General features: G+C 70.5%; 28 protein-coding genes and 1 pseudogene. 16 read left to right on the top strand and 13 right to left on the bottom strand.

Annotated features, from left to right (window positions below; translation table 11 throughout):
* Window positions 1-206: 206 nt before the first annotated feature.
* The 3 genes and pseudogenes from C3V38_RS02725 to C3V38_RS02715 form a co-directional block, all read right to left on the bottom strand.
* Window positions 207-869, bottom strand: coding sequence for a transposase (locus C3V38_RS02725; RefSeq protein WP_371412135.1), 663 nt, complete (start codon window positions 867-869; stop codon window positions 207-209).
* Complete coding sequence (locus C3V38_RS02720; RefSeq protein ID WP_217354164.1) at window positions 866-1,957, bottom strand: IS110 family transposase; 1,092 nt, start codon at window positions 1,955-1,957, stop codon at window positions 866-868. Before C3V38_RS02720 ends, C3V38_RS02725 begins: the two co-directional genes overlap by 4 nt.
* Window positions 1,958-2,134: 177 nt before the next feature.
* A pseudogene (locus C3V38_RS02715) lies at window positions 2,135-3,140 on the bottom strand (transposase); the annotation flags it as partial.
* 113 nt (window positions 3,141-3,253) lie between these two features.
* On the opposite strand from C3V38_RS02715, the gene C3V38_RS02710 reads away from it, so the two are divergent.
* A protein-coding gene (locus tag C3V38_RS02710) for an IS5 family transposase (protein ID WP_371412134.1) occupies window positions 3,254-4,184 on the top strand; the annotation gives its coding sequence in 2 pieces (ribosomal slippage) (window positions 3,254-3,646 and window positions 3,648-4,184; 930 coding nt in all).
* Here C3V38_RS02710 and C3V38_RS02705 read toward each other — a convergent pair.
* Complete coding sequence (locus tag C3V38_RS02705; protein WP_043565875.1) at window positions 4,181-4,558, bottom strand: PH domain-containing protein; 378 nt, start codon at window positions 4,556-4,558, stop codon at window positions 4,181-4,183. The genes C3V38_RS02710 and C3V38_RS02705 overlap by 4 nt on opposite strands.
* A gap of 166 nt (window positions 4,559-4,724) precedes the next feature.
* On the opposite strand from C3V38_RS02705, the gene C3V38_RS02700 reads away from it, so the two are divergent.
* The 3 genes from C3V38_RS02700 to C3V38_RS02690 all read left to right on the top strand — a co-directional run bounded on the left by C3V38_RS02700 (window position 4,725) and on the right by C3V38_RS02690 (window position 6,112).
* Window positions 4,725-5,171, top strand: a complete 447-nt coding sequence (locus C3V38_RS02700; protein ID WP_217354174.1) for a M20/M25/M40 family metallo-hydrolase — start codon at window positions 4,725-4,727, stop codon at window positions 5,169-5,171.
* An 89-nt stretch (window positions 5,172-5,260) separates the two neighbouring features.
* Window positions 5,261-5,392: a hypothetical protein gene (locus C3V38_RS18170; RefSeq protein WP_256386847.1), complete on the top strand. Its 132-nt coding sequence runs from the start codon at window positions 5,261-5,263 to the stop codon at window positions 5,390-5,392.
* A 411-nt stretch (window positions 5,393-5,803) separates the two neighbouring features.
* Complete coding sequence (locus C3V38_RS02690; RefSeq protein WP_106385005.1) at window positions 5,804-6,112, top strand: hypothetical protein; 309 nt, start codon at window positions 5,804-5,806, stop codon at window positions 6,110-6,112.
* A 17-nt stretch (window positions 6,113-6,129) separates the two neighbouring features.
* Here the strand turns inward: C3V38_RS02690 and C3V38_RS02685 are convergent, their stop codons facing one another.
* From C3V38_RS02685 to C3V38_RS02675, 3 genes are all read right to left on the bottom strand, one after another.
* Window positions 6,130-6,687: a hypothetical protein gene (locus C3V38_RS02685; protein ID WP_106385004.1), complete on the bottom strand. Its 558-nt coding sequence runs from the start codon at window positions 6,685-6,687 to the stop codon at window positions 6,130-6,132.
* 86 nt (window positions 6,688-6,773) lie between these two features.
* Entirely contained in the window at window positions 6,774-7,109 is a 336-nt protein-coding gene (locus tag C3V38_RS02680) for a hypothetical protein (protein ID WP_106385003.1), read from the bottom strand.
* A 74-nt stretch (window positions 7,110-7,183) separates the two neighbouring features.
* A complete protein-coding gene (locus tag C3V38_RS02675) occupies window positions 7,184-7,693 on the bottom strand; it encodes a GNAT family N-acetyltransferase (RefSeq protein WP_061229179.1) in 510 nt (169 codons plus the stop codon).
* Between the two features lie 186 nt (window positions 7,694-7,879).
* Between C3V38_RS02675 and C3V38_RS17325 the strand changes: the two genes are divergently transcribed.
* The 3 genes from C3V38_RS17325 (at window position 7,880) to C3V38_RS02660 (ending at window position 10,600) form a co-directional block, all read left to right on the top strand.
* A complete protein-coding gene (locus C3V38_RS17325) occupies window positions 7,880-8,092 on the top strand; it encodes a hypothetical protein (protein WP_129591157.1) in 213 nt (70 codons plus the stop codon).
* 472 nt (window positions 8,093-8,564) lie between these two features.
* Complete coding sequence (locus C3V38_RS02665; protein WP_061229178.1) at window positions 8,565-9,272, top strand: alpha/beta fold hydrolase; 708 nt, start codon at window positions 8,565-8,567, stop codon at window positions 9,270-9,272.
* A gap of 236 nt (window positions 9,273-9,508) precedes the next feature.
* Complete coding sequence (locus tag C3V38_RS02660) at window positions 9,509-10,600, top strand: IS110 family transposase (protein ID WP_198150851.1); 1,092 nt, start codon at window positions 9,509-9,511, stop codon at window positions 10,598-10,600.
* Between the two features lie 164 nt (window positions 10,601-10,764).
* On the opposite strand, the gene C3V38_RS17515 is transcribed toward C3V38_RS02660, so the two are convergent.
* The 4 genes from C3V38_RS17515 to C3V38_RS02640 form a co-directional block, all read right to left on the bottom strand.
* Window positions 10,765-11,196 carry a hypothetical protein gene (locus tag C3V38_RS17515; RefSeq protein ID WP_061229177.1) on the bottom strand — a complete coding sequence of 144 codons (432 nt, stop codon included), beginning with the start codon at window positions 11,194-11,196 and terminating at the stop codon, window positions 10,765-10,767.
* Window positions 11,197-11,203: 7 nt separating this feature from the next.
* Window positions 11,204-11,485, bottom strand: a complete 282-nt coding sequence (locus C3V38_RS02650; protein WP_243699735.1) for a hypothetical protein — start codon at window positions 11,483-11,485, stop codon at window positions 11,204-11,206.
* On the bottom strand, window positions 11,482-11,664 hold the full coding sequence (locus C3V38_RS02645) for a hypothetical protein (RefSeq protein WP_061229176.1): 183 nt from the start codon (window positions 11,662-11,664) through the stop codon (window positions 11,482-11,484). Before C3V38_RS02645 ends, C3V38_RS02650 begins: the two co-directional genes overlap by 4 nt.
* A gap of 123 nt (window positions 11,665-11,787) precedes the next feature.
* Window positions 11,788-12,564 carry a hypothetical protein gene (locus tag C3V38_RS02640; protein WP_061229175.1) on the bottom strand — a complete coding sequence of 259 codons (777 nt, stop codon included), beginning with the start codon at window positions 12,562-12,564 and terminating at the stop codon, window positions 11,788-11,790.
* Between the two features lie 302 nt (window positions 12,565-12,866).
* Between C3V38_RS02640 and C3V38_RS02635 the strand changes: the two genes are divergently transcribed.
* The 6 genes from C3V38_RS02635 to C3V38_RS02615 all read left to right on the top strand — a co-directional run bounded on the left by C3V38_RS02635 (window position 12,867) and on the right by C3V38_RS02615 (window position 21,478).
* Window positions 12,867-14,153: a hypothetical protein gene (locus tag C3V38_RS02635; protein ID WP_106385000.1), complete on the top strand. Its 1,287-nt coding sequence runs from the start codon at window positions 12,867-12,869 to the stop codon at window positions 14,151-14,153.
* A complete protein-coding gene (locus C3V38_RS02630) occupies window positions 14,150-16,237 on the top strand; it encodes a hypothetical protein (RefSeq protein WP_061229173.1) in 2,088 nt (695 codons plus the stop codon). The genes C3V38_RS02635 and C3V38_RS02630 overlap by 4 nt, the downstream gene beginning before the upstream one ends.
* Window positions 16,225-19,023, top strand: coding sequence for a helicase-related protein (locus C3V38_RS02625; protein WP_061229172.1), 2,799 nt, complete (start codon window positions 16,225-16,227; stop codon window positions 19,021-19,023). The genes C3V38_RS02630 and C3V38_RS02625 overlap by 13 nt, the downstream gene beginning before the upstream one ends.
* Before the next feature lie 119 nt (window positions 19,024-19,142).
* Window positions 19,143-19,529, top strand: a complete 387-nt coding sequence (locus tag C3V38_RS02620) for a VOC family protein (protein WP_061229171.1) — start codon at window positions 19,143-19,145, stop codon at window positions 19,527-19,529.
* 307 nt (window positions 19,530-19,836) lie between these two features.
* The gene (locus tag C3V38_RS17510) at window positions 19,837-19,980 is read left to right on the top strand and encodes a hypothetical protein (protein WP_156482577.1); all 144 of its coding nucleotides are present in this window, start codon (window positions 19,837-19,839) and stop codon (window positions 19,978-19,980) included.
* A 217-nt stretch (window positions 19,981-20,197) separates the two neighbouring features.
* Complete coding sequence (locus tag C3V38_RS02615; RefSeq protein WP_061229170.1) at window positions 20,198-21,478, top strand: AAA family ATPase; 1,281 nt, start codon at window positions 20,198-20,200, stop codon at window positions 21,476-21,478.
* On the opposite strand, the gene C3V38_RS02610 is transcribed toward C3V38_RS02615, so the two are convergent.
* Window positions 21,479-22,348: an NAD(P)H-binding protein gene (locus C3V38_RS02610; RefSeq protein WP_106384999.1), complete on the bottom strand. Its 870-nt coding sequence runs from the start codon at window positions 22,346-22,348 to the stop codon at window positions 21,479-21,481.
* A gap of 221 nt (window positions 22,349-22,569) precedes the next feature.
* On the opposite strand from C3V38_RS02610, the gene C3V38_RS02605 reads away from it, so the two are divergent.
* Together C3V38_RS02605 and C3V38_RS02600 are read left to right on the top strand one after the other, a co-directional pair.
* Complete coding sequence (locus tag C3V38_RS02605; RefSeq protein WP_061229168.1) at window positions 22,570-23,220, top strand: antitoxin Xre/MbcA/ParS toxin-binding domain-containing protein; 651 nt, start codon at window positions 22,570-22,572, stop codon at window positions 23,218-23,220.
* A 22-nt stretch (window positions 23,221-23,242) separates the two neighbouring features.
* Window positions 23,243-23,854, top strand: a complete 612-nt coding sequence (locus C3V38_RS02600) for an RES family NAD+ phosphorylase (RefSeq protein ID WP_061915426.1) — start codon at window positions 23,243-23,245, stop codon at window positions 23,852-23,854.
* 124 nt (window positions 23,855-23,978) lie between these two features.
* On the opposite strand, the gene C3V38_RS02595 is transcribed toward C3V38_RS02600, so the two are convergent.
* Window positions 23,979-24,587 (bottom strand): hypothetical protein, encoded by a 609-nt coding sequence (locus C3V38_RS02595; RefSeq protein ID WP_061229166.1) that lies wholly within the window; start codon window positions 24,585-24,587, stop codon window positions 23,979-23,981.
* A gap of 69 nt (window positions 24,588-24,656) precedes the next feature.
* On the opposite strand from C3V38_RS02595, the gene C3V38_RS02590 reads away from it, so the two are divergent.
* The gene (locus tag C3V38_RS02590; protein WP_244881700.1) at window positions 24,657-25,790 is read left to right on the top strand and encodes a plasmid pRiA4b ORF-3 family protein; all 1,134 of its coding nucleotides are present in this window, start codon (window positions 24,657-24,659) and stop codon (window positions 25,788-25,790) included.
* The last annotated feature ends 192 nt before the right edge of the window (window positions 25,791-25,982 follow it).

The raw sequence follows: 25,982 nt of genomic DNA, 5'->3' as shown, positions 1-25,982 counted from the left end.
CGACAGAACACCTAGGAGACTGCTGAACAAGGCGCTATTGGGGTTGGCGGTCGTGTGAGCGGCGGGCCCGGGCGTCACCGGTGGGATGGCGAGCGGCGTTTTAGGTGAGCACTCTGGGTGCGACGACCGAGGGCCTTCGGTCCACTTGATGTGATTATGCGCGGTCTCACCGGCCATCGGCGAGAGGCGGCTCCCCTAACTGCTGGTCAGGCCAGGGCCCAAGCTCCGTTCTGGTGGGTCAGGCCCATGGCTAGCAGTCGACGTAGGTTGAGGGCGGCGGCGCGGTGGTGGAGCCAGCTGTTGTTCTTATCCACCCCGCGATAGGGCACTCGTCGGGCGCCTCGGGTGAGCCAGGCGATGGAGCGTTCCACCATCGGGCGATGCTGCCGGTAGGTGGCCCGGAAGTCCTCGCCCTGTGCGCGCTGGCGGTGCTGGCGTTGCAGCACATGGTGCTCGCCCAGCAGCACCGAGCGGCCGGATTGTGAGGTGGTGCACCGCTGGCGCAGCGGACACTGCCGGCAGGCCGCACCGAACTTCGCCCGGCCCTGCGGCGACACTGTCCGCATGACATCAGCCGGGCAGGTCAACGTGTTTGCCGCGGCATCGAAGGTGAAGTCATCCAGACCAAACCCGCCCTCCACAGCGGGCCTGGTCGGCCAGGGTTTGACCAGCGGCAGCCACTGCTTTCCGGCGAGGGTGGCCAGCATGTCTCCGGTGGCATACGCCGAATCGCCCAGCACCTCAATGTTCTCGACGTCTGTAGTGGTGGGATCTGTGGTCACCAGGTCCGCACCGACGGCGGCATCGGAATTGTCCGGACCGCTGGCCCGAGTCAGCCGGGCCGCAGTGGATGCTCCTATGGATGTCAAGCGGCTTTGGCGAGGTCGGCGGTGGTCGGTGCTTTGGTGGCGGGGTCGCGAGCCTGTAGGTCGTTGATCAGGGCATGGTAGATCTCGCGCGCGATGTGGCGTTTGAGGCAGCGCATGATGTCTTTCTTGGACAGGCCTTGCGCGGTTCGTCGGTCAACGTAGGAGCGGGTGCGTTCGTCCCATCGCATGCGGCTCAGTGCGATGGTATGCAGGGCGTGGTTCGCGGCCCGGTCGCCACCGCGGTTGAGTCGGTGTCGGTCTCGTCGTCCTGAAGAGGCAGGGATCGGGGCCACGCCGCACAGGTGCGCGAACGCCGCTTCGGAGCGCAGCCTGTCTGGGTTGTCGCCCGCGGTGGCCAGAAGCTGCCCGGCGACGTCAGGTCCCACGCCCATGCGGTTCATCAGGGTCGGAGCCGTCTGCGCGGTCAGGGCTTTCAGCTCGACGTCGAGGTCGGCGATCTCCTCACTCAGTGCCAGGATCCGGCGGCTCAGAATGCGTAGTGCCGCCTTGGTCGCGCCGAGGGGACTAGCGAGGTCGCTGGGACGGAACCGGGCGCAGACTGCGGCCAGCTCGCGGGCGGGCAGGCCACGCAACTGGGCTCGCAATTCCTCCGGAGCGGTGATCACCAGCTGCCTGGCCTGGTTGATCGCTTGGGTACGGGCCTTGACCGCGGAGCGCCGAGGCACACGCAAGGCCCGGACGGCCTCCACGATCCCGTCGCGGGTCTTCGGCACGCCAGTGGCACGCCCGGAGGCGACCGCGGTAGCAGCGGCATAGGCGTCTATCGGGTCGGACTTGCCCTTCATCCGCCGGGTCTTGCGGTCGGGTCGGTCGACTTCGACCACCGATAGTCCGGCCCGGGCCAGCACCCGAGACAGCTCGGCGCCGTAGGCACCGGTGCCCTCGACCCCAACGGCCTGCACGGTGCCGTGGCCGCCGAGCCATGAAAGTAGCTGCCGGTACCCGGAACCCGTGGCCGGGAACTCTCGGTCGGCCAGATGCCGCCCGAGGGAGTCGATCATCGCCGCGTGATGGGTCTGGCCATGCGTATCCACTCCGGCGATGACATGCACGTGCTGATCGGACATCATGGTCACTGCTGCCTTTCTCGTTGATCCCGGTGGGGCAGCACGCGCCGGCCAGGCGGGCGGACAAGACAGTGGCGGGGCTTCTGAACCAAGCTCCTATGAGGTCACAAACGCCCGTCCGGTCGCGTGCGTAGCGATCCCCCGAGCGGGCCGACAAATCCGCTTCTAGTCAGCCACCGCGACGGTCAGCCCGTGAGTCAGACCCGCCCGAAGAACCACTACACACATCATCACTGTCAGCCCGGTATCGGGTTCGACCACGATGTGGGCCTTGAACCCGTCCTGGCGACGCTGCTGGGTCTTGTGCGCGTGCCGGGCATCAGGATCGACAGTGGAGATCACCCGATCCGGGGCGGTACGGCGCGCGATGCGCCACCGCCCGTCGGTGCCATCTTCAATCCTCGGCCGGTTCGACGTCCTGACCGGCCACCAACGCCAAGAGGGCGACCGCCTCGGCCGGCCTGCCACCAGCGGCGGTGATCGCCTCAACATCCAGAGCCTCAAGCAGTGCCAGAGCGTCTGCGACCAGGGCCGAGACCAGCTCGTCGCGGGCGGCCTGGTCGTCCCACGCGATACGTGGTTTGCCCGCCGTCTCGTATCCGTGGCCGGTCACCTGGGCCAGGCGGGTGCACACGCTGGCGATGAGGTCTTTGGCGTCGGGGACCTCGCGGCCCACCCGACGGATCTGGGCGATCAACTGGGTGATCGTGTCCTGACGGGCAACCGCATCGTCCAGCACCGTCGAGTCCAGTGCCCGGCGGGTCTTGGACTTGACCGCCCCGGTCTCGGCGATGACCTGACGTACCACCTCGAAGATCCGCTGCGGACGCTCGCTGGCCGCCAACCGGCGCCGCCAATAGGTCAACGTCGACGAGTCAAAGCCCTTCGCATCGACCGCGTACCCGCAGGCAGCCTTCCACCGCAGATCGAACGTCAACGCATCCACGGCCTCACGGTCCGAATGGCCGTACAGGGCTTGCAAGACGATGACGGAGGCGATCACCTCACCCGGGATCGACGGCCGGCCCCGACCCGACCGGAACAGGTCGGCGAACAACTCCGCCGGGAACAACCGGTCCCGATGCTCGGCCAGCAACGCGAACACGCTGCCGGGCTCGAGCAGATGCCCCGCCACCGACTCCACATCCAGCAACTCACGCTGCCGATCCCACTCACCCTGCATACACGCAGTATTTCAGGCCCGGGTCACCCCGCGGGGCGGACACCCTGATTGTTCAGCAGTCTCCTAGGGCGTGTCTCCCATAGCTGAGCGGTGACCCGCGAGACCGTGGCCGTATGGGACAGACGAAGTCACGATTTCGCCAGTTCACCGACGAGCAGTGGGAGCGGATAGAGCCCCTGCTGCCCTCCAATGAAGGGCGGCAGGGGCATCCGTTTCGCGACAATCGCAAAGTCGTCGAGGGGATCATCTACCGCTACCGAGCAGGTATTCCCTGGCGGGACCTACCCCGCGAGGAGTTCGGTGCGTGGCAGACCGTGTGGAAGCGTCACGCCCGCTACGCCCGGGACGGGACCTGGGATCGCATCCTGCACGTGATCCTGGCCGATGCCGACGCAGCCGGAAAGATCGACTGGAACGTCTCGGTCGACGCCACCATCTGCAGCGCTCATCAGCACAGCACAAATACAACGCGCCCTGAGCAGGACACAGGGGGCAGGGTCGAATCACAAGAACCGGCCCTTCCGGGACTGTGAACCCGCAGGTCACGGCATCGGTCGCTCGCGAGGAGGGCTGACCACCAAGATTCACAGTGCTGTCGATGGCCGCGGCCGACCGCTGGCGAACGTGATCACCGGTGGGCAACGAAACGACGGCGCGATGCTGGCCGAAGTCCTGGCCGACATCCACGTCCCACGCCACGGCAAGGGCCGACCCCGCACCCGCCCCGACGCGGTGATCGCAGACAAGGCCTACTCGTCCGGCACGATCCGACGCCAGCTCCGCAGTCGCGGTATCGCCGCTGTCATCCCGGAGAAAAGCGACACCATCGCCGCTCGCGAACGCCGCGGCAGCCGCGGTGGCCGACCCCCGAAACTCGACACTGGCCTCTACAAAGACCGAAACGTCGTTGAACGTTCCTTCGCTCTGGCCAAGCAATGGCGAGCGCTGGCCACCCGCTACGACAAACTCGCGATCACCTACCGCGCCGCCGTCACCCTCTGTGCAATTCTCACCTGGCTACGCCGATTGGGAGACACGCCCTAGCCGTTGAGGACGACATGCGCGATGAGGTGGTCGAGCTTTCGGATATCGACGCCTCGGTTCAGATTGATCTTGATGTGGCCGGCCCGTGTCCACAGTTCGAGTTCGGAGTTGAAGTCGAGCATTCGTCCCGCGTTCTCGGACGACCACATGTTGATCGCGTTGTACGGCAGCGAGTAGATCTCGACCTTCTTGCCGGTAAGCCCCTGCGCGTCCCGCACGATGAGGCGTTTGGTGGTGAAGATCGCGGAGTCGCGGAACGTCTTATATGCGGCGATCGGCTGCTCGCCCTGCACGAGCAATGGCCCGATATCGTCGGGAATCGGGCATTCGGCGACGAACGTCCACGCGGCAATGTTGGCGACAGCAGAGGTCAAAGCAGATCCGATCTTTTGGCGGCAGTCGTGCACGAATAAAGATGTTGCTCGAGATCGTAAGCGCCGCTCCGGCGAAGTGAGCTGCTATTCCGAGGAACCGACTGGGTAGTCGCGACGGGGCGGCGTCCGGTGCACCTCGGCGTTCGCGAGGAGCAAGCTGGTCACCATGACCTCCCTCTCCGTCCCCGTCGCCCTCGAAACCGCTGTCTCCGACTACCTCCCGTGGCTCCGCGACCTCGATGGCCACTTCACCCGCCACCCGGAGTTGAGCATGGCGGCGCACGCGACGGCGGACCGGATCGAGCAGGAGCTCACCGCCCTGGGCCTGGAGCCCCAGCGCAGCGGCGGGACGAGCGTCGTGGCGGTCGTCAGCAACCCGCGCCTCGCCGGCGCGGGGCCGACCGGTGCCGCCGCGGCCGCCGCCGCCCCGGACTCCACCGAAGAAGCCCCCACCGTCCTCGCCAGCGCCGACATCGACGCCCTGCCCTTCCAGGAAGGCACCGGCCTGGAGTACGCCTCCGAAACCCCGGGCGTGATGCACGCGTGTGGCCACGACGCGCACGCGGGGTGTACTAGGCCGGCCGGGTCACGGCGTCGGAGGACTTCTCGCTGATCCCGGACGCGCTCGGGATGCCGTAAACATACTGGACCGTCGGCTCGGTCGATCCCGCCCGCTACCGGGACGCACTGGCCCGCGGCGCGGTGGCCCAGGAGATCCCGGCCAACCACTCGCCGCACTTCGCGCCGGAGGAGGAGCCGACGCTGCTCACGGCGACGCGCGCCCAGGTGGTGGCGGCGCTGGCCTACCTGGGCGCCGAGCGCCGGGCCGTATAGAAGACGACGACAACGACGACGACGAGGACGCGGCCGCGCCACGCCCCCGCGGTCACCGCGGTGGCGAACTTGTCGAAGTGCGTGAATGGCGCACGCGGTAGCGCGCACAGCGTAAACTTCCCCTCGTCCTGAGGGGAAGGTCCACAGATGAGACTGGTCATTGCTACCGCAGCAGCCGCGATTATCACACTTGGTGTCTCCGGCTGCGGATCCGACAGCGGTGACCCTGTGGAGGCCGGCTCGCTGACAACGAGCACCACCACGAGTGCCAGCACCAGCAGTACAACCTCGGCAGTGACCAGCAGCGCGCCCAGCTCGTCTACTACGGAAGCGGAGAGCGCGGCACCCGCGACTAGTGAAACCCCAGCTGTCGCGCCCGCGCCACCGGCAGCGGCAGCGCCGACCCGACCCGTGTTCATGCGGCCGGAGGACTTCGATCCCTATGGCCCTCCGCGGTTCGTCCAGTGCTGGGAGCGAAACGCAGCGGTGATGTCGGACGGGTCCATCGTCACCGACACCGTCAATTGCGCGCCGCCGCTCTCGGAGCCCGAGCAAGCTCCGTACACGGACCCGCCGCGGGCCGACGGGTGCGTCGGACCTGCCGCCACGTGCGGCTACTACGACGAGGACGGCAATCCGATCTGGTTCGACAAGGAAACGGGAGAAACCTCGCCGCGCTACTTCGATGAAGACGGCAATCCGACCATGGACCCTAACTAGGCTCCCGCGTCCGCCGCTCAGGCGTGAGCGGCGATGACCTCCTCCATCGAGTCGCCGGTGTGCGCGGCCCACAGGCTGAAGACCGCGGCGGTCATCGCCGCGGCGGCATAGAGGGCGGACGCCGGCCCGTGCTCGCGGACCACGGTGCGGATGCCGGTGGCGGCGTTGCAGTCGAGCAGCACCGCCTCGCACAGCTCGGCCATGCCCTCCGGAGCGTCATCCAGCCGGGCCCGGTCCCGGACCGCGCCGATGACGTCCGCCGGTAGCTGCGGCGCCAGTGTCTGGGCGAGCTGGGCGAAGCGCGTCGCCACGGTCAACGCGTCGGGGATCGGCGGGGGAGTGGTCTCGGCGGTCAGCTCCAGCTCCTCGAGAAGCGCGCCGGCGGCGGAGATGTCGTCGCGGGCGTGGGCGTCCAGGACAGCGCGGACCCGGGCGACCGCAGCAGCGTGGCGCTGCTTGGCGCGCTCCATCCCGGCGTCGAGCTCGGCGACGGACGCGGTCCCCACATCGACGCCCTCGCGGGCCAGGAGAGGGGCGAGGAGCTCGAACTGGGCGCGCTGATCCGGGGATGCCATGCACCCATTGTCTCCGGCGCCCTCGCCGGGCGCGCGCGGCCGCCCCCGCATGCGTGCCCGCAACCCGCGCCGGCCGGACCACCCGGCTAGTCCTCCTCGCGCCGCCTCACGTTGGCGAGAACCCGGGCCACGCCGGCCAGGAAGTCCCGGCTGCGCCGCGCGGCCTGCTGCTCGAGGAGCAGCAGGTCCAGCGCCCGGATCACCGCGGTCAGATCGGCGCCGGCGCCCAACCGATCCAGAGCCACTGCCGCCGCAACCGCCTGCCCCTCATGGAACGCCAGATCCGGCAGCACCGCCTCGACGGCCCGGGATAACTCGCCCGCGGGCCGATCGTCGAACGCCGCGCTCACGGAGACGCGGTACTGCTCGAACCGGTCCCGGGCGGCGTCGAGCTCCTGGCGTAGGTTCGCGGTCGCAGACATGGTCGTCAAGCCTACGACGACGACGAGGTCACCCCGCCTTCACGGTCCCGCGGTCACCGCGACTGCGCGAGCGGTCACGCCCCGAAAGCCGCGGGATAGCGGATGACGCCCTCCGGGACGGCAGGGGAGTCGTCGAGGGGCAGGGCCATCAACGCCTCGTCGGGGACGTCGAACGACGCGCGGATACCGAAGCCGGAGGCGCGGCGGAAGCCGAATCGCGGGTAGTAGCCGGCATGGCCCAGCACCACGACGAGCGACTCGCCGATCGCTCGTGCCGCGGTCAGGGCCGCGCGGATGGCGGCCGAGCCCGCGCCGGTGCGCTGGAACTCGGGCAGCACTGAGCACGGCGCCAGCGCGAGGGCGGGCTCGTTCCCGACGTGGCAGCGGGTGAGCAGCGCGTGGCCCACCGGATGCCCGCCGGCGGTCGCGGCGATCATCGACAGCCCGTCGATCCACGCGGCCGGGTCAGCACGGAGGGCGTCGACGAGGTCGGCCTCGGCGGCGGTGGGAAAGGCCCGCAGGATGATGTCGCGGATCGCGGGGATGTCCGCGTCGGTCTCTGCGCGGGTGGTCCAGGTGTTCATGCGGTTCCTATCCGGGACGTTCCCGGCGAGAAGAATTGGGCGAGGTCGCGAACGTTCCGCCCGGGCGATACCGCTGGTCGCTGTCCGCGTCTCGGATCGTCGGAACAGCGGACAATGAAACACTTAGCTGTGCTCCGTATAACTGACGCTTGTGAACTGGCGCGGCCGTTCCTATAGTGGGCCTCGTTGGCGAAACATGATCCCCCCTCATGTCGCCGACCCCGCCGCGTCGCGCGGCACACGCGGACCGTCCCCGGTCGCGAGCCGCGCCAGCTGCTGCTGGCCAGCGGGGCGATCGCGCCGAACGAGGCCACCCTGCCGGTCCCCTCACGCCGGGCCTGCCAGAAGTCGTACGAGAGCTGGCGCCTCCTCGTCCATTACGACCATCGCGCCGTCTGACTCGGTGTGCGGTCGCGCGCCGCCCGGGATGGGACCGTCCACGCCGTCGAACGGACAGTGGCGCCACGTGGTCGGCAGGCACGACACCAGGTGCCGCGGGGTGCCGGCGTCGGCCCAATCGCGCCGCCTCCGCCCGGTCCCGTCGAGGTCCGCGTGCCCGCGGGCTCCCAGTCGATTTGCGGGCCCCGGCAGAGCGGGATCGTCCACCTGGCCTTCAGTCACGCGCGCCCAATAGTGAGCACGGAGTGGGCGACCAAGCCGAGGGTGTGCGCCAAGGCGAGTCGGGGCTTTTGGTGTCCCCGGGTGACGTGGCGGCGCTAACCCGGGCGCTGGAGCGTCTGCTAGCGGATCCGGCGGAGGTACGGGGCCAGCACCGCCAGCGCGACGCGGACAAGCCCGGGCACCTCGCTGAGCGCGTGGCGAGTTCGCCGGTCCAGGTTTGGCCGCCTTTGGCGCGCGTACGGTCGAGTTCATGACGACCTTAGTGTTTCTCCCCGGCCTGCACGGCGATGCGCAGACGTGGTCCCCGGTCATTGACGCCCTGCCTGACGGGTCAAGTGCCACGGCGCTCGACTTGCCGGCCGTGGCAGACCTCGACGCGCTCGTCGACCAGGTGGCGGAGCAGGTCGCGGCCGGCAGCGTGGTGGTCGGGCATTCGCTCGGTGGGGTGGTGGCCATGCACCTGGCGGAGCGTTATCCGGCGCTGCTGGCCGGGCTCGTGCTGGTCACCGCGCCGGTGGGGGCCGAGGACCCGGAGTCCGCGACAGCGCGGGCCGAGCGGGCGGCGGGCCTGAGCCAGGCGGAGTACGAGGAGATCGCCCTCGACGGCATGGAAGCCGTCTACTACGGCGACCGCGGCCACGACCCTCAGGTCCGCGCCGAACGGCTGCGGGCCGCGCGGGTGTACGGGCCCGAGCGATTCGCCGCCCACTCGGTGGCGATCGGGTCGCGGCCCGACCGCTGGGACTTCCCCGCCAAGGCGTCGTGCCCGGTGCTGATCGTCGGCGCCTCGGACGACCAGGTGGTGCCCACCGACGAGCAGCGGGAATGGGCCGAGGCGAATTCGGCGCCGCATGTGACGTACGTCGAGATCCCTGAGACCGGACACATGCTGCCCGTGGAGGCGCCGGGCGAGCTGGCCAGCGCGCTCAGCGACTGGCTCAGCTCCCTCGAGGGCTGACAGTGATGATGTGTGTAGTGGTTCTTCGGGCGGGTCTGACTCACGGGCTGACCGTCGCGGTGGCTGACTAGAAGCGGATTTGTCGGCCCGCTCGGGGGATCGCTACGCACGCGACCGGACGGGCGTTTGTGACCTCATAGGAGCTTGGTTCAGAAGCCCCGCCACTGTCTTGTCCGCCCGCCTGGCCGGCGCGTGCTGCCCCACCGGGATCAACGAGAAAGGCAGCAGTGACCATGATGTCCGATCAGCACGTGCATGTCATCGCCGGAGTGGATACGCATGGCCAGACCCATCACGCGGCGGTGATCGACTCCCTCGGGCGGCATCTGGCCGACCGAGAGTTCCCGGCCACGGGTTCCGGGTACCGGCAGCTACTTTCATGGCTCGGCGGCCACGGCACCGTGCAGGCCGTTGGGGTCGAGGGCACCGGTGCCTACGGCGCCGAGCTGTCTCGGGTGCTGGCCCGGGCCGGACTATCGGTGGTCGAAGTCGACCGACCCGACCGCAAGACCCGGCGGATGAAGGGCAAGTCCGACCCGATAGACGCCTATGCCGCTGCTACCGCGGTCGCCTCCGGGCGTGCCACTGGCGTGCCGAAGACCCGCGACGGGATCGTGGAGGCCGTCCGGGCCTTGCGTGTGCCTCGGCGCTCCGCGGTCAAGGCCCGTACCCAAGCGATCAACCAGGCCAGGCAGCTGGTGATCACCGCTCCGGAGGAATTGCGAGCCCAGTTGCGTGGCCTGCCCGCCCGCGAGCTGGCCGCAGTCTGCGCCCGGTTCCGTCCCAGCGACCTCGCTAGTCCCCTCGGCGCGACCAAGGCGGCACTACGCATTCTGAGCCGCCGGATCCTGGCACTGAGTGAGGAGATCGCCGACCTCGACGTCGAGCTGAAAGCCCTGACCGCGCAGACGGCTCCGACCCTGATGAACCGCATGGGCGTGGGACCTGACGTCGCCGGGCAGCTTCTGGCCACCGCGGGCGACAACCCAGACAGGCTGCGCTCCGAAGCGGCGTTCGCGCACCTGTGCGGCGTGGCCCCGATCCCTGCCTCTTCAGGACGACGAGACCGACACCGACTCAACCGCGGTGGCGACCGGGCCGCGAACCACGCCCTGCATACCATCGCACTGAGCCGCATGCGATGGGACGAACGCACCCGCTCCTACGTTGACCGACGAACCGCGCAAGGCCTGTCCAAGAAAGACATCATGCGCTGCCTCAAACGCCACATCGCGCGCGAGATCTACCATGCCCTGATCAACGACCTACAGGCTCGCGACCCCGCCACCAAAGCACCGACCACCGCCGACCTCGCCAAAGCCGCTTGACATCCATAGGAGCATCCGCCAGACCCGCGGCCGTGTGGGGTTGCAGGTCGGCCGGGGGAGGTGGAGCTCGTCGTCGTCGCCCCTTCCCGATGCTCACCCATCAGACCGCCGCCGCTCGGATACCCCGGCGAGAAGCGATGTAATGAACGGGACGCGCGTAGGGCTCAGCGGTACAGGGGCGGGAGGTGCGGCAGGAGCTCCGGACACAGAGAGCGCACCGCCTCGGCATAGAGGCGCCTGTGGTGCTCCACCTGCTCCTCACTCGACAGGCCGTGCGCGTCCAGCCGCATCGCGACCCACGTCTTGCGGACCCCCATGTAGAAGCCGCCGAACCCGTCATAGTTCGGATCCCGGATGTCCTCGCACGCCCGCACGCCGTACGCATACGCCTCGTCGATCGTGAAGGTCCACGGCGTCAGGTCGGTCGCCGCCTTCATCGCCACGGCCTGACCGGACGGGGGAGTAGGGGACGGGGACGCCTGCGCGGCCTCGCCGCCCATCCGGGCCAGACCGGCGACGACGACCAGAAGGACGAGGACAGCGCACAGGGCGCCGACCTCGAGGCGCACGATCCTCTTCCGCGACGACGTGGACACCCGGGGGTCACTCCCGCCCGGACGGGCGTCGCGCCTCGCGGGGCCAGGGCTCGGCGTCGTCCGGGTGGATGCTGCGGGTCTCCGACCGGACGTAGGTGCGGGGCAGCAGATCGCGGACGTGGATCTTCGGCAGCGTCTTGGTCACCGCCAGCGTCACGTACATGACCGTGTTGATCGCGACGAACGCCGCGAGGACGGCGAACCAGTCCGAGGACAGCACCGACTCGGGCAGGAGGAGCCCCGCGAGGATCATCTCGTGCGGCGCCCCACCGCTGACGGGCGCGCTCACGCCTCGGCCATCCGGGTCGCGCCGTCGGCGTCCCGCACCACGTGGCCCCAACTGGCCTGGCGGGCGAGGAGGATGTCGACCACGCCCTTGAGGAACACGACGTTGAGGAACGTGGCGTAGACCAACTCCGGGATCAGCGTGAGGGCCACGACCTTGGCGCGCAGGTCGGACCGCCACACGCCGACGAGCCGCCGGCCGGCGTCCGCAGGGGTTGACCCCGCCGGACCCGCGGCCGTCTGAGGTCGCGGGTCGGCCGGGGGAGGTGGAGTTCGTCGTCGTCGCCCCTTCCTGATGCTCACCCGTTAGATCGCGGGTGCGATCGGTTCTTCGCGGGACGGAGTGGTGCTGGGAAGTGCGGTGCTCTGGGTGGCGGTCGTGTCGGTCCGCTCGGTGGGGCCGGTGGCGCGGTGCTGGGCGGGGTTGCTCATTGTGAGCGGTGCCTCGGTTCCGGTCTGGGAAAGCGCCGGCTCGAGGAAGTCGCGATCCCGCTGGCCGGTGGTGGCGGGGGAGTCGGCGCGGAAGTAGTCGTTGACGTCCGGGCGGTAGAGCAGCGCCAGGATCGCGATGGCCACGAGCGCCACCGCGAGGGAGGTGAGCGACATGAACGTGGGGTGTGCCGCGGCCAGGATGAGCTCGCCGCTGCCCAGCGCCGCCGCCTGAGGCGCCACCGCGCTCCACAGTCCGATGACCGTGCTGCCGGCCAGAAGTGCGGTGAAGATCGCCCGCCCGGCGCGCGAGCCGCTGAAGGCGTACACCGCGATCGTCGCCCACGCCGTGGCGACCACGAACGAGGTGTCGATGATCCAGCCGGCCGACGACGCCGCAAGGCCCGCCGCCTCGTCGACCGCCGGCCACGAGTCGGAGAGGAAGCGGTTGATCGCCGTGGCCTGCACGACGCCGCGGAGCACGAGCAGCGTCACCAACGCCGCCGACAGGCCAAGGACCAGCCACAACTGCCAGGGGCGGGAGGTGGGTGGTCGGGTGGGGACGGGATCGCGGTCGCCTGGCGCGGGCTCGCGGCGGATCGGGCCGCTGCGCGGCGTGGGACGGGTGGGGGAGACGGACGTCGGGCGGCTCATGGCGGACACCTCTCGGGACGGCGGCCGCACATCGAGGGGCGGGTCGCGCGGGGTAGGACGAGGTGATCGTCCGTCGAGGGGTGGGCGCGTCGATAGCGTGTGGCGCACCTGATTCTTAAGTCAGGAGCCGTCCGGGTCCAGCCATCCGGGGCAGTAGGCGCCGGTCATTGCTTCGACCTCGTCGCCGTATTCACCACGACTCGCGGCACAGGCCGGGCCACGTGTCGTACCCACCCGGTAGAAAGACCGTCGAGCAAAGGAGGGCACGTGCCTGAGGAGATCGAAGTCCGGGTGGTGACCGCGTGACCCTTCTCGACCAGCTGCCCACGCTTTCAAAGTGGGACCCCGGCGTGGCCGGTGAGAGCGGACTCGACCCGCTGGGACTGGCGCCGATCGCCGACCGGATCGCCGACCGCATGGCGCCCGGCTTCCGCGCCCGCATGAACCACCCGCACTTCCTCACGCTGTCGGCGATCTCGGCAGTCGTCTGCCAGCCCTTCAGCGAGGAGACCGGACCGGACGGCACCACCAAGCCCGACATCGCCGCCGAGTGGGTCCTCCTCATGCACATCGGATCCGGCGATCCCTCGGACCTCAACGGATTCCCCGGCCGGGACAAGACGCGCGCCGCGATCACCACCGGCACCCCCCTCTCGCCGGCCACCTACCTCCGTGGCCCGCGGGTGTTCGGATTCACCGGCGTGTACCGCCCGCTCGCGCAGGACCTGGGGATCGTCGATCCGGAAGGTTTGCCCCTCGCCGCCGCCGAACGGCTGGTGGAGGCCTGGGAACGCGACCAGGGACTCGACGGATTCCTCAGAGACGACCCCCAGACCGCCGGAGGGCGGGCGCGGCGAAGCCTGGACCGGCGCGTCCGGGCCAGTCTCAAGGCGGGGCACTGTGACAAGACCCGGGCCGTCACCGGGCTGAACCGGAAAGCCCTCGTGGCGAGCAACGCGGGGCCGCGCACCCGGCAGGTGCTGCGCGAACTCATCAGCGGCGGGGACCACGACCAGCGGCCCGAGCTCGTCGGCCTGATCTCCGCGGTGGTGGAGGACGGCTCGGGGACGGACTGGGCTGATCACCAGCTGGCCGCGGCGGCCCGATTCGGCGCGGAATCCGGGCTGCAGGCCACGCTCCGGGCCGCCGACCACTTCGAGTCCCTGGCGCGCCGGATCGACCACGCGTTCCGCACCCACCTGACCTCCTCCACGGCCGTCACCCACACGGGGCTCGAGTCGAGCACCGCGCTGCGGCAGGCGAGCGACGGGATCGCGGAGGCGTGCCACGCCGCCATGGCCACCGTCGAACGGATCGACCGCGACGGACCCGAACTGGCCGAGCGGCTGGCCGAACTCACCGGCGAACTGGAGTCGGCGCGCGGACCGGTCGACCTGTTCGATCGGCTCATCGTCTCCCACCACCGGGTGCAGGCCGCCCGACGCAAGGCCCCGTGGTTCGAGCAACTCAAGGACGGATGGATGCCCCGCGGCCAGCACCGCGCCGACGCCGGCGATCCGGGCGACGGGCGCTGGCTCCACCCGTACCGGCTCACCACCATCCGCGACTTCCTGGAGCGCGTCCGATGAGCGCCACCACCACGCCCCTCCTCGACCACTGGGCGCCGCCCGCCGACGCCGGACGCCCGGTGGCGGTGCTGGCCACCACGTTCGCCCTCGACGAGGACTTTGTCGATCGCGACTGCCTCAGCCGATTCCTCTCAGTCAACGCGGTGGAGGAGTCCCTGCCGGGAGCCGAGGACGTCGGCGGCGGGCGGCCCACCTCGCGGTCCGTCGACGACGTGGTTGCCCGGCTGGAACTGGAGGAGAAACTCGCGGACGCGGCCGTCACGGTGATCGCCGACCGCAGCGCCGACGCGCACCGCTCCACCCTCCGGTGGGACCTGCTCCAGGTGGCCGTGCCGGGCGGCGCGCTCCTGCACTCCAAGGTGACCGTCCTGCTGTGGGAGCACTCCGCCCGGGTGATCATCGGCTCGGCCAACCTCACCCGCGCCGGATACCGCACCCAGGCCGAACTCGCGCTGGCCGCCGAGGTCCGCGCTGACACGCCTTGCCTGCTCCCGCGCGCAGACCTGCGCGAACTGGCCCGCGAGCTCGAGTCGTATCTCGGTCTGCTCCCCGGCAGGACCGAGGGGGTCGCCGCCGTCGACCGGGCCCGGCGCACGCTGGCGGCGTTCCGCGACCGGATCGACCTCGTGCCCGCCGAGAAGCGGGGCGGCGCGCTGCGGGTCCGCCTGGCGCCCACCTCGCCCGAGGTGCGTCCGCTGGATCGGTTCGCCGACGTGTGGGGCGGGGGCCGCAAAGCCACCGAGATCCGCCAGGTCTCCCCGTTCTACGACGCCGCCTCCGATGCGGCGGGCGAGGCGATCCGTGCGACTACCATCGCCCGCAACGGCGCCGGACGGCACCGCCACACCGTGCTCACCCTGCCCACCCTCCGCGGCACGCTGCCCGTCTCCGAACCGCTGCGCGCCCGTGCCCGGCAGGGGCTACTGGAGGTGCGGCTGCTCGACGACCCGACTCGTGAACAGCGCCAACTGCACGCCAAGTGCCTGACGATCATCGGACCCGACGGCACCGCCGTGCTCATGGGCAGCTCCAACCACACCCGCTACGGCCTGGGGCTCGACGGGCAGCGCCAGCACCGCGAACTCAACGTCTGGCTCCACGCCCGCGCCGGCTCACGAGAGGAACGCCGGCTCCAGGGCCTCACCCCCGTCGGCGAGCCGGTCCCCACCGACCTCGACTGGGTGGACGGGGACGACGAGGACGAGACCGACGCGCTCCAGCTCCCGGTCGCCTTCCACCTGATCATCGCCCGCCGCGCCACCGACCGGCGCTGGACCCTCACGTGCACCGTCGACCCAGAACGACTCGCCACACTGGGACCGTGGCGGGTGACCGACCCCACCGGGACGCTCCTCATGAGTGCGGAGCGGTGGCGCGCGGAGGGGTGCCCTGCGCAGTGGGTGAGTCAGGTGGGTGGCGACGACATCCCGACCTCCCTCGCCGTCACCACGGACGCCGGCACCGCGCGATGGTCGGTGCTCGTCGACGACCGCGGTGAACTGCCGCCCGGCCCGAGCGTGAAGGACCTGACCACGGCCCAGCTGCTCGCCGCGCTGGCCCGGGGCAGCACCCTGAGCGCGGCGGTGGCCGAGATCCTCGCCGGGCGGCTCGTCTCGCCGGGGGAGGAGTCCGACGACGACGTGCTCGCTCGCTACGACGACCCGGCCCTGCTGTTCCGCCGTGGACGCGCACTCGGCGCCGCACTCGACCAACTCGAGCAGCGGCTCGCCCGCAGACTCAACCAGGTCGACCCGGTGGGCCACCTGTCCAGCCGGCTGCGGACCCCGCTCGGTCCGCTCGGGCTGACCGAGCACGTCCGCGCCGACGTCGAGGACGGCCGCATGGACACCCCCGAGGCCGTGTTCACGCTCGCCGAGATCGCGCTGGCCATGGGGCGGGTGGACTGGGCGGCCCTGCTCGCGGCGCCGGTGCGGGGCGCCGGAGCCGACGAGCTGGCGGCCGCGTTCGACGGCCTCGAGCTGGCGATCGACGGGCTGGGAGAGCTGCCCGCGGACCTCGACGACTACGTGCGCGTCGCGGTGGGACGGAGCCGGGAATGTCTGGAGGCGCTATGTGGGAGCTGAGTCCGCGGGTGAAGGCCGAGGCCCCCGCCGAGTATGCGGCGGGCTGGGAGAAGCAGCGACGGGCCGCCGCGGAGATCCTCCGGCGATTCGGCCGCCAGCCCGGCGTGATCCTGGCCGACCAGGTGGGCATGGGAAAGACCTTCACCGCCCTGGCCGTCGCGGTCTCGGCGGTCCTCGCCGACCCCGGGCGGCCGGTGGTGATCTCGGTCCCCAAGGCCGTGGGGCACAAGTGGATCAACGACTGGAACCGCTTTGCCAAGACGTACCTCGACCCCGACACGGCCCGCGAGATCCGCGGCCCCCAGGAGCCGATCGCCCGTCCGGGCGCGTTCTTCTCCGCCCTCGCCGAACCCCCCGAGACGCGGCGCCACCTCCTGGTGGTCACTCACCAGGCGCTGTCCAACAACGCGATCGGGCAGTTCGCCGAGCTCGCCGCGGTCTGGGCGGCCACCGGCGGCGACGACTGCGGCGACGAGGGGTGGGCCTACCGCCGCCAGTTCGCCAAGTGGTCCGGGCGCCGCGAGTGGGCGGTCACCGGACGCGACGGCTTCTCGCCCGAGACGGTGAGCGAACTGCTGCAGACCCCGCCCGAGCAGTGGAGACGCCGCTGGCAGGAGCTGACCGGACGGCCCCTGCCCTGGGACCCCGTCCCCGCGGCGGTGATGCGGGCACTGCAGCGGCTCGACCCGGCGCCGGTGCTGGAGTTGCTCGACCGCAGCCCCAAGAGGCGGTCGGTGGACGAGGCCAGGGACGCCGAGCGGCTCGCCGAGACCGGCGGCGCCCTCAAGGATCTCAGCCGGAGGCGCTGGCAGGAGGCGATGGTCGGCGTCGACAGTGACCTGTCGCTGCTCATCCTCGACGAGGCCCACCACACCAAGAACAACGGCACCCAGCTGTCCAGGCTGTTCGCTCCGCCGAGGCCCGGGACCCCCGACGGGATCCTGTACCGGGCGGCCGACCGGATGCTGTTCCTCACCGCGACGCCGTTCGAGCTCGGTCACGACGAACTGCTGCGGATACTCGGGCGCTTCACCGCCGCGCGGGCGAAGGACCTGCCCGAGGCCTTCACGGACGAGACCCAGCACGACCTGCGGTCCGCACTCATCTCGGCCCGCCGCACCTCGAGGCAGCTGGAGCGCTCCTGGGGCCGCCTCACCGAGGACGACGTCCGCCACTTCGACACCTGGACCGTCGACGAGATCCCCGACGACCTGCCCGCCGACGTCCGCACCGCCTGGGGCGACGCACAGAGGGCGGTGGCCGCGAGAAAGCGCATGAACGAGCTGGTGCGCACCTGGGTCATCCGGCACGAGAGGCCCCGCAACCGCACGGCGATCGAGGGCGCGCGGGTCATCCCGGGCGTCGATGCGGCCACCGGGATCCCGATCGACGACGAGCTGGCCCTGCCGTTCCTCCTGGCCGCCCGCATCCATTCGCTCGCCTCGCGCGGCAGCGCCAACCCACCCAACTTTGCGTACGGCATCGCCTCGTCCTTCGAGGCCTACCTGCGGCTCAGCGCCGGGGACGGCTCCGGCGCGGACGAGCCGGTCGCGGACGACCCGGGCGCGGACGGCTCGGCCCTGGCGACGGCGTCCGAGCCCTCCGCCCTTGACGCGGAGATGCGCTGGTACGACGAGCGAGTCCGAGCGGCGATCGGCATCGGCTCCGGCGTTGGCGTCGGTGCCGGCGTGGGCGTCGCAGCCAGGCACCCCAAGGTCGAGGCCACCACCCGGCGTGTCATGGACCACTGGTTGAAGCGCGAGAAGATAGTCGTGTTCTGCTGGTTCCGGCGGACCACCCGCGCGGTCCACTCGTCGATCGAGGCCGCCCTCCGCGACGAAATCAGAGCCCGCGGAGCCCGCGCGTTCGGAGTGGACCCTGCCGACGGCGAGGAGATCGACAAGGAGTACCTGCGACTGGCGAACCGCCTGTTCCGGCGGGACACCAGCAGTCGAACGAACCTGGCCTACCGGAAGATCCACGACAAGCTAGAGGAGCATTTCCGGAGCAAGACCAGTCCTGAGGCGCACCCCGAGCTCGCGTCCTGGACGGCAGAAGCGGTCATCCGGAACTTTCGCACTCCTCAGCACCTCGCGCGGGTGGGCGGTCTCACCCGCGACCTCGACGCGGACGGCATCCTGGCCGACGTCTTCGCCCCCGGAGCGTCGAGGCGCTCCCTCGCCGACGCCTGGACCGACTTCATCGAGCGAGTCGATTCCCCCAGCGGGCACCCCGAACTGTTCCGCGACCTACTCGGGCGGGACCTGGAAGCGCCGGCGGAGCAGACGGAAGACGCCGACGAGCCGGACCGCAACGCCGAGAGCGGCCGCGGCTCCGAGCTGGGCGCGGTGGGCCTCGCGGACGGCAGCACCGACCCGGACATCAGGCGCAGACGTGCGAGCGTGTTCACCACCCCCTCCGCCCCGGAGGTCCTCGTCGCCGGTTCGGTCATGGGGGAGGGGATCGACCTGCACACCGAATGCGACGTGGTGATCCACCACGACCTGGACTGGAACCCGGGGATCATCGAGCAGCGGACCGGCCGGATCGAGCGGATCGGATCTCTGGCCGAACGCCGCGGCACCGGGATCACCGTCTACGTCCCCTACCTTGCGGGCACGCACGACGAGAAGCAGTTCCGCGTCGTCCGCGACCGGCAACAGTGGTTTGACCTCGTCATGGGATCACGACCGGAAGGCGGTCTCGAGGACTCTGACGAAGAAGCCCGGGTGCCCCTGGCTCAACCCATTGTGGAGGCCATGGCGATGAATCTGTCCGTCGGTTAGATCGCATCAATGCTCGGGCCCCGTGCGAGTGCTCAGGCAGGCACAGTCGAGTGCGGTAAGCCCTTCGGGCCGCGTGTCCCGGGGTTGAGGAGGGCTCGCACCGGTCGTAGCGTGATGCCATGGCTGGTATCAGCGCGCGGCGTGTGGTCGTCGCCCTCGACTGTCCCAACGCGCGCGAGCTCGCCGAGTTCTACGCGTCGATGCTCGGCTGGCGGATACACGACGGCGAGAATCCGGACTGGGTCGACGTCCTGCCGCCAGAAGGTGAGTCGGGCGCGCTCGCGCTCGCCTGCCAGACCGTCCCCGACTTCCGCGCGCCCACCTGGCCGGACGGTCCGGTCCCCACGCAGGTGCACCTCGACTTCCACGTGAACTCGATCGCGGACGCAGAGCCGACCGTCCTCGCCGCCGTCGCCCGACGGCACGATCACCAGCCCAGCCAAGACGGGCGATTCGTGGTGTACCTCGACCCCGTCGGGCACCCGTTCTGCCTCTGCGAGGAGTGAGACCGCGCGAAGTCCACCGCGCGACCAGGCGGCCCGTGCAGGCCGCCCGTCCGCTCGATCGCGGGGCTCCCCGCAGAGGGCCCTCCCAGCATGTCCCGCCTCCGCGCGTGATGCGGGGCGCGGGTGGGGATGACCTTGTCGTCGTCGTCCCGCGGTCTTCCCCCGTCACCCCACGGCGATCCCTCTCTTATCCGGCAACCCTCCGCCGCCGCGCGACGCTCCTTAAAACCCGTAGCGCTACGGGTACCCGGGGCCGATCGACGCCGAGACACTGGGGCGTGGAAGCACCAGCCATCAGGAGGGCACTATGACCGACAGGATTCGACGGGCACTGGCGGGAGGGCTACTGGCCGCGGCCACGGCCACCGGCATCGCTCTGGCGGGAGCGGGAACGGCCAACGCCTACAACTTGCCGCCCGAGCCCACCCATCAGGGGACCGAGGGCGAGTAGGCCTACTACCAGGGCGGCGGCGACCCCACCATCCACCGCTTCACCTGGACCGGCGGCGCGTGGCGCTACGACGGATGCGTCGGCGTCGGCTACTACGAACAAGTGCGGTAATCGCCACTCCCGCCGCCTGTCCTGGGGTTCACTGTCACCGAGGGGTCCGCCGCGTCGGGTCAGCGATGACGGAGAACCCCGGGGCAGGGGCAGGGGCAGGGGAGCGATGCAGGGCCGGACAACTGAACTCGAGTGGCTCACCGAGCAGCTGGAGGCGGGTGGCTCCGGCCCGCCGCGGCTGACGCTCGTCAAGGGCCCGCTCGGCTCCGGCAAAACGGCCCTGCTGTTCAGCGCGCTCGCCGAGCTCGACCGGCCGACGCTCTTCCTGCGCGGAGACCCCTACCCGGACACCGAGACCCCCCTCGCGGCCGCGCGACAACTGGTGGAGCGGCTGTTCGACCAAGACCTCGAGCGCGTCGTGGCCGACCATTCCCCGGCCGCCATCCACCGACAGTGCTGCCGGTTCCTCGAGGCGAGCCCCCGACTGCTCATCATCGACGACGCACAGTGGATCGACCCCGCCTCCCTGCGGCTCTTCGCCGCCGTCCTCCCGCACGCCGCCGACACCGTCCTGGCCTACCGGACCGGGATGACACCCACATCCCTCATCGACGCCGCGCGGCGGGTGGGCGCGACCATCGAGCACCTCACCGTGGGACCACTCGACGACGACGAGGTCGCCGCCCTCGCCGCCGACCTCGATCCCCGGCAACGCCGGACCGTCGTGGAATCCGCCGCCGGCAGTCCGCTGTTCGCCCGCACGCTGATCGGCGCCTTTCGGCGGAACCCGCACGCCACCACGCTCGAGCATGTGTTGCACGAGGGGGCCGGGGCGGGCGGTGACGCGTTGAGCTCGGTGGTCGGCGCGGACCTGGCCCGGCTCGACCCGGGCGCCCGGCGCACCCTCACCGCGATCGCCGTGCTGGGCAGCGCCGACCCCGCGCAGCTGGAGGCGGTGGCCGGCGTCGCTGACGTGGGCCGGCACCTGGGCGTGTTGCGCGACTGGGGTCTCATCTCGACGTGGGCGGCTGAGCCCCTCCACCCGCTCGTGCGGTTCACCGCCTACTCGCGCGCGTCCGCCGCCGAGCGCGCCGCGCTGCACCGCGCGGCCGCCGCTCTGCCCGGCCAGGACGCGTTCGCCCGGGCCGGCCACCTGGCCTCGCTCGGGCCCGCGGCCACCGCGGAGAAGATCAGCGTGATCCTCGACGCCGCCGAGCGCGCCGCCGACTCCGACCCGCAGGTGGTGGAGCGATGGCTCGCGGGGGTCGGGGGCGCGGCGGCGGTTTCCGGTGGCGCGGCGCCTGCGGCGGCCGGGCACCCCGGCTCGGGCTCCTCCGGTATGGCGCCTGCGGCGGCGGGGCACCTCGGTCGGCGGTGCGATCTGGTCCGCGCGCGGGCGCAGGTGATCATGGGCCAGCCGGACAGGGCGATCGAGGCGCTGCGGTGACTACACGATCGGGGCGAGCTCCTCGCGGGCCCAGCTGCGCAGGCGGGTCGGTGTGGTGGTGACGATCGAGCGGGCCTGCTCGGGTACGAAGTCGTCGCGTAGGCCGGTCGACATGCCCAGGAGTGCGTCCGCCCAGGCCGGTGGCATGCCCGCGCCGAGGTACTGGTCGCGCATCTGCTCGTCGGTGATGCGCTCGGCGCGGACCTCGCGACCCAGCTCCTCCGTGAGGATTCTCGCGACCTGGGCCCACGACAGGTCCTCGGGGCCGTGGACGGCCTGCACGCGCCGCCCGCGCCAGTCGGTGTTGAGCAGGGTGAGCGTCGCGACCTCCGCGATGTCCCGCGGGGCGACCCAGCTCATTTGCGCGTCGAGGGGAAGCACGGTCTGGAGCCGGCCGGCCCGGAGTGATTCCACCTCGAACAGCAGGTTGGTGAAGAAGTAGCCGCAGCGCAGATGGGTGACGGCAGCGGTGGTCTGGTCGAGGGCGACTTCTGTTTCCGCGAGGCCGTCGATCTCGCCCGCGCCGTGGCGCTTCTCCGCCCCGACGCTGCTCTGGAAGACGACCCGGCCGATCCCGTTCGCCTCGATCGCGGCGACGATGGACTCGGTCGCGCGGCGGTAGTCGTCCAGCGGATCGGGGGATTCGGCGGGTGGGTCGACCCAGTAGACGGCGTCGGCGTCGGCCGTGGCGGCGATGACCTGGTCGGGGTCGCGGGAGTCGGCCTGCCTCGGTTCGGCGTGCTCGGCGAGCTCGGCGGGGATCTGGTCCGGGTGGCGGGTGAGCAGGACCGGCCTGGCCCCGGCGCGGATGAGCATGCGCGTGAGGTGGCGGCCCACGTTGCCCTGCGGGGTCGTGATGGCGATCTTCATGGGGTCCCTTCTGCCGGGCGCGTTCTTTTGCGCGGGTTGGCGCGTGCAGGTTGCTGCGTGCGGTTTCCACGCTAGGGGTGGTTGCGGTCTGGTTTGGTCCGGATTGCGGGCAGTTGTGGGCTTGCATCGCCGTCGAGGAGGTACCTGGAACCGCGGTCTCCGAGAAGTCCCGCCCACGGCCATCTACGGGTAAACTTCCATAGCACTGGAAGAAGGACGGAATGATGGCAGCAACGCTCGAAGGCGCGGAGGACACCGCCCGGTCAGCGGCCGAGACGCTTGCGGCCACGATCGAGGCAGGGGTCTCGGAGGATCGGCGTCAGACCGACGAGTTCATCACCGAGCTCACCGATTTCGCGTTGGAACTGCTCCACTCGTGGCCGTCTACAGCGCCGAGAGTTCACATCGACGGTCTGTTGTCCCTACTCATCCGTGCGCGGACTGCACATGAACAAGACGACGCCGACGACCTGCTCGTCGCCCTCGTCGGGATGCGGACTGTCCTGTCGCGGATACAGCGTCAGAAGCGCCTCGCCCGGATCGAAGATCCGCAAGAAGCGCTCGCGCTCCTCGACACCTCTCTGGATGGGTGGAGTGCTGACGACATCGCGCGGGTTGTAGGAGCACAGTCGCGGGTCCTGGCCAACTGGCGGGCCGGAGCGGTGCCGCGTAGAGCCGCGCTCGAGCGGTTGCAGATGGTGGCCGAGCTCGTGGTGGAGTTGCGGACGGCCATGACGGCTCGCGGGGTCCGAATGTGGTTCGACAACCCGGTGCCGCAGCTCGACGGACGGTCACCGCTCGAGGTGCTCGAGGAGGGCGACCTCCGGGCGCAGGCAGAGCTTCTGGAATTCGCGCGCGGTGGCCTCCGTTAGGAAGGCGCCCCCGCGGATACACGTGGAACGGGCCGCGTTTCGCCAGGTGGGGCACGCGCAGCCACCGCTCTGGCACGACGCCGGCCTCGGCGGCGTGCCCGTGCAGTCGAGCGGTCGCTGGCATCGGAGAGGCGAGGGCTACGCCCAGTACCTGGCGTTGTCGCCCGCGGGGGCGTGGGCGGAGCTGGTCCGCTACTTCGCCCTGCGGACTCCAGAGGCGGTAGTCGAGCAGCGACGATCGCTGTGGCAGGCGTACGTGGTTCTGGACGACGTCGCCGACCTGTCGACGTTCGACGACTGGACGGCGTGCGGTCTGGACCCCGAGGTGGCGGTAGCCGATGACCACGCCGAGTGTCAGAAATTGGCGGCATGGCTGCAGGGTGAGCGCTACCGTGGGGTGCTCGCGCCGTCAGCGGCACTACCCGGCAGCGTCAATCTCACCGTGTTCGGGGGCCGCTATGAGCAGCTGGCCGCTGATGACCCGAGCGCCGTGCGAGGACGTGATCCTGACCGATGGCTGCGCGTGGCGCTGGCGGCGGAGGGGGCCCACCCTCCGAAAGAGCTGGTGACACGGACCCGGTACCGAGGCCAACCGCATGGCGGATACGAAGACTGGGCAGCTGGCACGGGGTAACTGTGCGGGGACGGGTGTGACCACTCGCGGGCCGGAGGGGGGCGCAGCGGCGGCGTCGTCGCAGCAGGACCCGCTCCAGCCGGCGGGAGCGGGCCCGACCGGGCAGTGGAGGCGCTCGTCGTCGTCATCCCTTTCGCGCCGGCAGGTGCTGAACCTCGACGGACAGCGAGCGCCACGAGATTCCCGGGATCGAGTGCAGGGGAGCGAACGGGTCGGCAGCGTGCTGCCAGGCGACCGCCAGGCTGTCCGCGATGAGGTCGGCGTCGGCGGGGTGGGCGCGCGTGGCGAGGCGCCGCAGGAGTTGGACGTCGGTGAGCTTGACCGTGACCGTCCAGGTGAGCGTGCCGCGGTCGGACGCCTCGGGGACCACAGTGCTGGTGCCGTCGAGCACCCGGAACGCGCCCTCTTCGAGGAGTTCCTCCAGGCCGCGCGTCGGCCAGATCAGCCACGGCAGCTGTTCCAGCGGCGGCAGGGCGGGATCGGGGCCCGCCTCCTCGCTCGCAGGATCCTCGATCACCTCGCCGGAGAACGCGTCAACCACCACGGTGTCCTCCTGGTACCGCGTCAGTTCGGCTGTCACCGCCGCCGGGTCGTCAACGGACACCGCCGCGGTGACAGTGCAGGACCACGTCTCGCGGTTCCTCCCGCGACGGGGACGCGCAGGCGAGGACTGCGGCGCGGGCTCGGGTTCGGGTTCGGGTAGGTCGAAGAGGCCGGGTTCGACGTTGTCCATGGCGGGTGAGCCTACTTCTCCGGCCCGGGATGCCCCGGTACGGCGCTCGAGTCTCGTATCGTCGATGAGGTGACGCCCTCGACAGATCGCCCGTACGGGCCAGGCGACCTCTCCGCAGATGAACTGAAACAGGCCGTTCTCGACGCGCTGGCGAGCGCGGGGGTCCCGCAGACCGAGCTGATGGCCTCGCTGGCGGCTGGGGCGGACTACCAGTCGCCGTGGGAACGCCCGGCCGTCAACCGCCGGCACCCGAGGCGCGAGACACCGGTGACGTACCGCGTCAAGGTGGAGCTGCTGGACTCATCCCCGCCGATCTGGCGACGTCTGGACCTGCGCAGCGACCTCATGCTGCCGCGCCTGCACCTGATCCTGCAGGAGGCCATGGGCTGGACGAACAGCCACCTGCACGAGTTCATCCATTCGGCATCGCGCCAGGACCGCGACGCTGAGCACTTCGGCTCCATGGACTACCCCGACGCCGGGGAGATGGGTGAACTCGACGAGGCCGACGTGCGGCTCGACGAGCTGGCCCACAGCGTGGGCGACAAGTTCCTGTACTGGTACGACTTCGGTGACAGTTGGTGGCACCGCGTCACCGTGGAGAAGGTCCTGGAACATGACGACGACGAGGTCCCGGATGCAACGGTGGTGGCCGGTCGCCGGGCATGCCCGCCGGAGGACTGCGGGGGGATCTGGTCCTACAACGAGTGGATAGCCGGGGACGCCGACCCGGACGGCTGGGACCCGCACACCCTCGAGTTCTGGGCGGGGTGGGACGCGGAAGCGTTCGACCTCGACGATGCCCAACAGCGAGTGGCCCGGGTCGCGGAGATGCCCGCCACCCTCCGGGAAATCCAGCTGGAGGAGGCCGAGAAGCTGCAGATCCTGCTCGAGCGGATCGGGGACGGCGTCAGACTCACCGCGGCCGGGTACCTGCCGCCGGCGGTGGTCGAGCAACTGATGGTCGACACCGGGTGGGACCGCCAGTGGATCGGGAAGAACAACCGCGAGGACCTCACGTTCCCGATCTGGCAGCTGCGGGACTGGGCCCGGGCGCTGGGGCTGGTGCGCAAGTACAAGGGCGAGCTACGGCCGACCCGCCGGGGCGCGGCGCTGATGAACGACCGCGAGGTTCTCGCCGACCTCATCGCCCGCAGCATCCCGCACGACCGGCTCTACGGCACACCGCTCGACTGGTTCTGAGGTACTGGAGGGTGACCCGCCCGTATGGGGGGCGTGGCCAGCTGCCGTTCGGTGCAGTCGGCAACGGCGTATAAAGTGGAGTCTAGTCCGCTTTGGAGATCGCCGCGTACGCAACGAAGCGCGCGGCCGCGGCCACCGGTCGCTCCCGCCAACAATGAAGACCTCACCCACCCGGGACGTCACCATGACCAC

Source organism: Dietzia sp. oral taxon 368 (assembly GCF_002999155.1).
GTDB lineage: Bacteria > Actinomycetota > Actinomycetes > Mycobacteriales > Mycobacteriaceae > Dietzia > Dietzia cinnamea.
This window is presented reverse-complemented; position numbering and strand designations above follow the sequence as displayed.

What these genes read in the sequence shown, in the direction of transcription:
- C3V38_RS02720 (WP_217354164.1), bottom strand. Translation starts at nt 1,957, where the DNA reads ATGTCCGATCAGCACGTGCATGTCATCGCCGGAGTGGATACGCATGGC.
- C3V38_RS02700 (WP_217354174.1), top strand. Translation starts at nt 4,725, where the DNA reads ATGACCTCCCTCTCCGTCCCCGTCGCCCTCGAAACCGCTGTCTCCGAC.
- C3V38_RS02685 (WP_106385004.1), bottom strand. Translation starts at nt 6,687, where the DNA reads ATGGCATCCCCGGATCAGCGCGCCCAGTTCGAGCTCCTCGCCCCTCTC.
- C3V38_RS02680 (WP_106385003.1), bottom strand. Translation starts at nt 7,109, where the DNA reads ATGTCTGCGACCGCGAACCTACGCCAGGAGCTCGACGCCGCCCGGGAC.
- C3V38_RS02675 (WP_061229179.1), bottom strand. Translation starts at nt 7,693, where the DNA reads ATGAACACCTGGACCACCCGCGCAGAGACCGACGCGGACATCCCCGCG.
- C3V38_RS02665 (WP_061229178.1), top strand. Translation starts at nt 8,565, where the DNA reads ATGACGACCTTAGTGTTTCTCCCCGGCCTGCACGGCGATGCGCAGACG.
- C3V38_RS02660 (WP_198150851.1), top strand. Translation starts at nt 9,509, where the DNA reads ATGTCCGATCAGCACGTGCATGTCATCGCCGGAGTGGATACGCATGGC.
- C3V38_RS02640 (WP_061229175.1), bottom strand. Translation starts at nt 12,564, where the DNA reads ATGAGCCGCCCGACGTCCGTCTCCCCCACCCGTCCCACGCCGCGCAGC.
- C3V38_RS02630 (WP_061229173.1), top strand. Translation starts at nt 14,150, where the DNA reads ATGAGCGCCACCACCACGCCCCTCCTCGACCACTGGGCGCCGCCCGCC.
- C3V38_RS02625 (WP_061229172.1), top strand. Translation starts at nt 16,225, where the DNA reads ATGTGGGAGCTGAGTCCGCGGGTGAAGGCCGAGGCCCCCGCCGAGTAT.
- C3V38_RS02620 (WP_061229171.1), top strand. Translation starts at nt 19,143, where the DNA reads ATGGCTGGTATCAGCGCGCGGCGTGTGGTCGTCGCCCTCGACTGTCCC.
- C3V38_RS17510 (WP_156482577.1), top strand. Translation starts at nt 19,837, where the DNA reads ATGACCGACAGGATTCGACGGGCACTGGCGGGAGGGCTACTGGCCGCG.
- C3V38_RS02615 (WP_061229170.1), top strand. Translation starts at nt 20,198, where the DNA reads ATGCAGGGCCGGACAACTGAACTCGAGTGGCTCACCGAGCAGCTGGAG.
- C3V38_RS02610 (WP_106384999.1), bottom strand. Translation starts at nt 22,348, where the DNA reads ATGAAGATCGCCATCACGACCCCGCAGGGCAACGTGGGCCGCCACCTC.
- C3V38_RS02605 (WP_061229168.1), top strand. Translation starts at nt 22,570, where the DNA reads ATGATGGCAGCAACGCTCGAAGGCGCGGAGGACACCGCCCGGTCAGCG.
- C3V38_RS02595 (WP_061229166.1), bottom strand. Translation starts at nt 24,587, where the DNA reads ATGGACAACGTCGAACCCGGCCTCTTCGACCTACCCGAACCCGAACCC.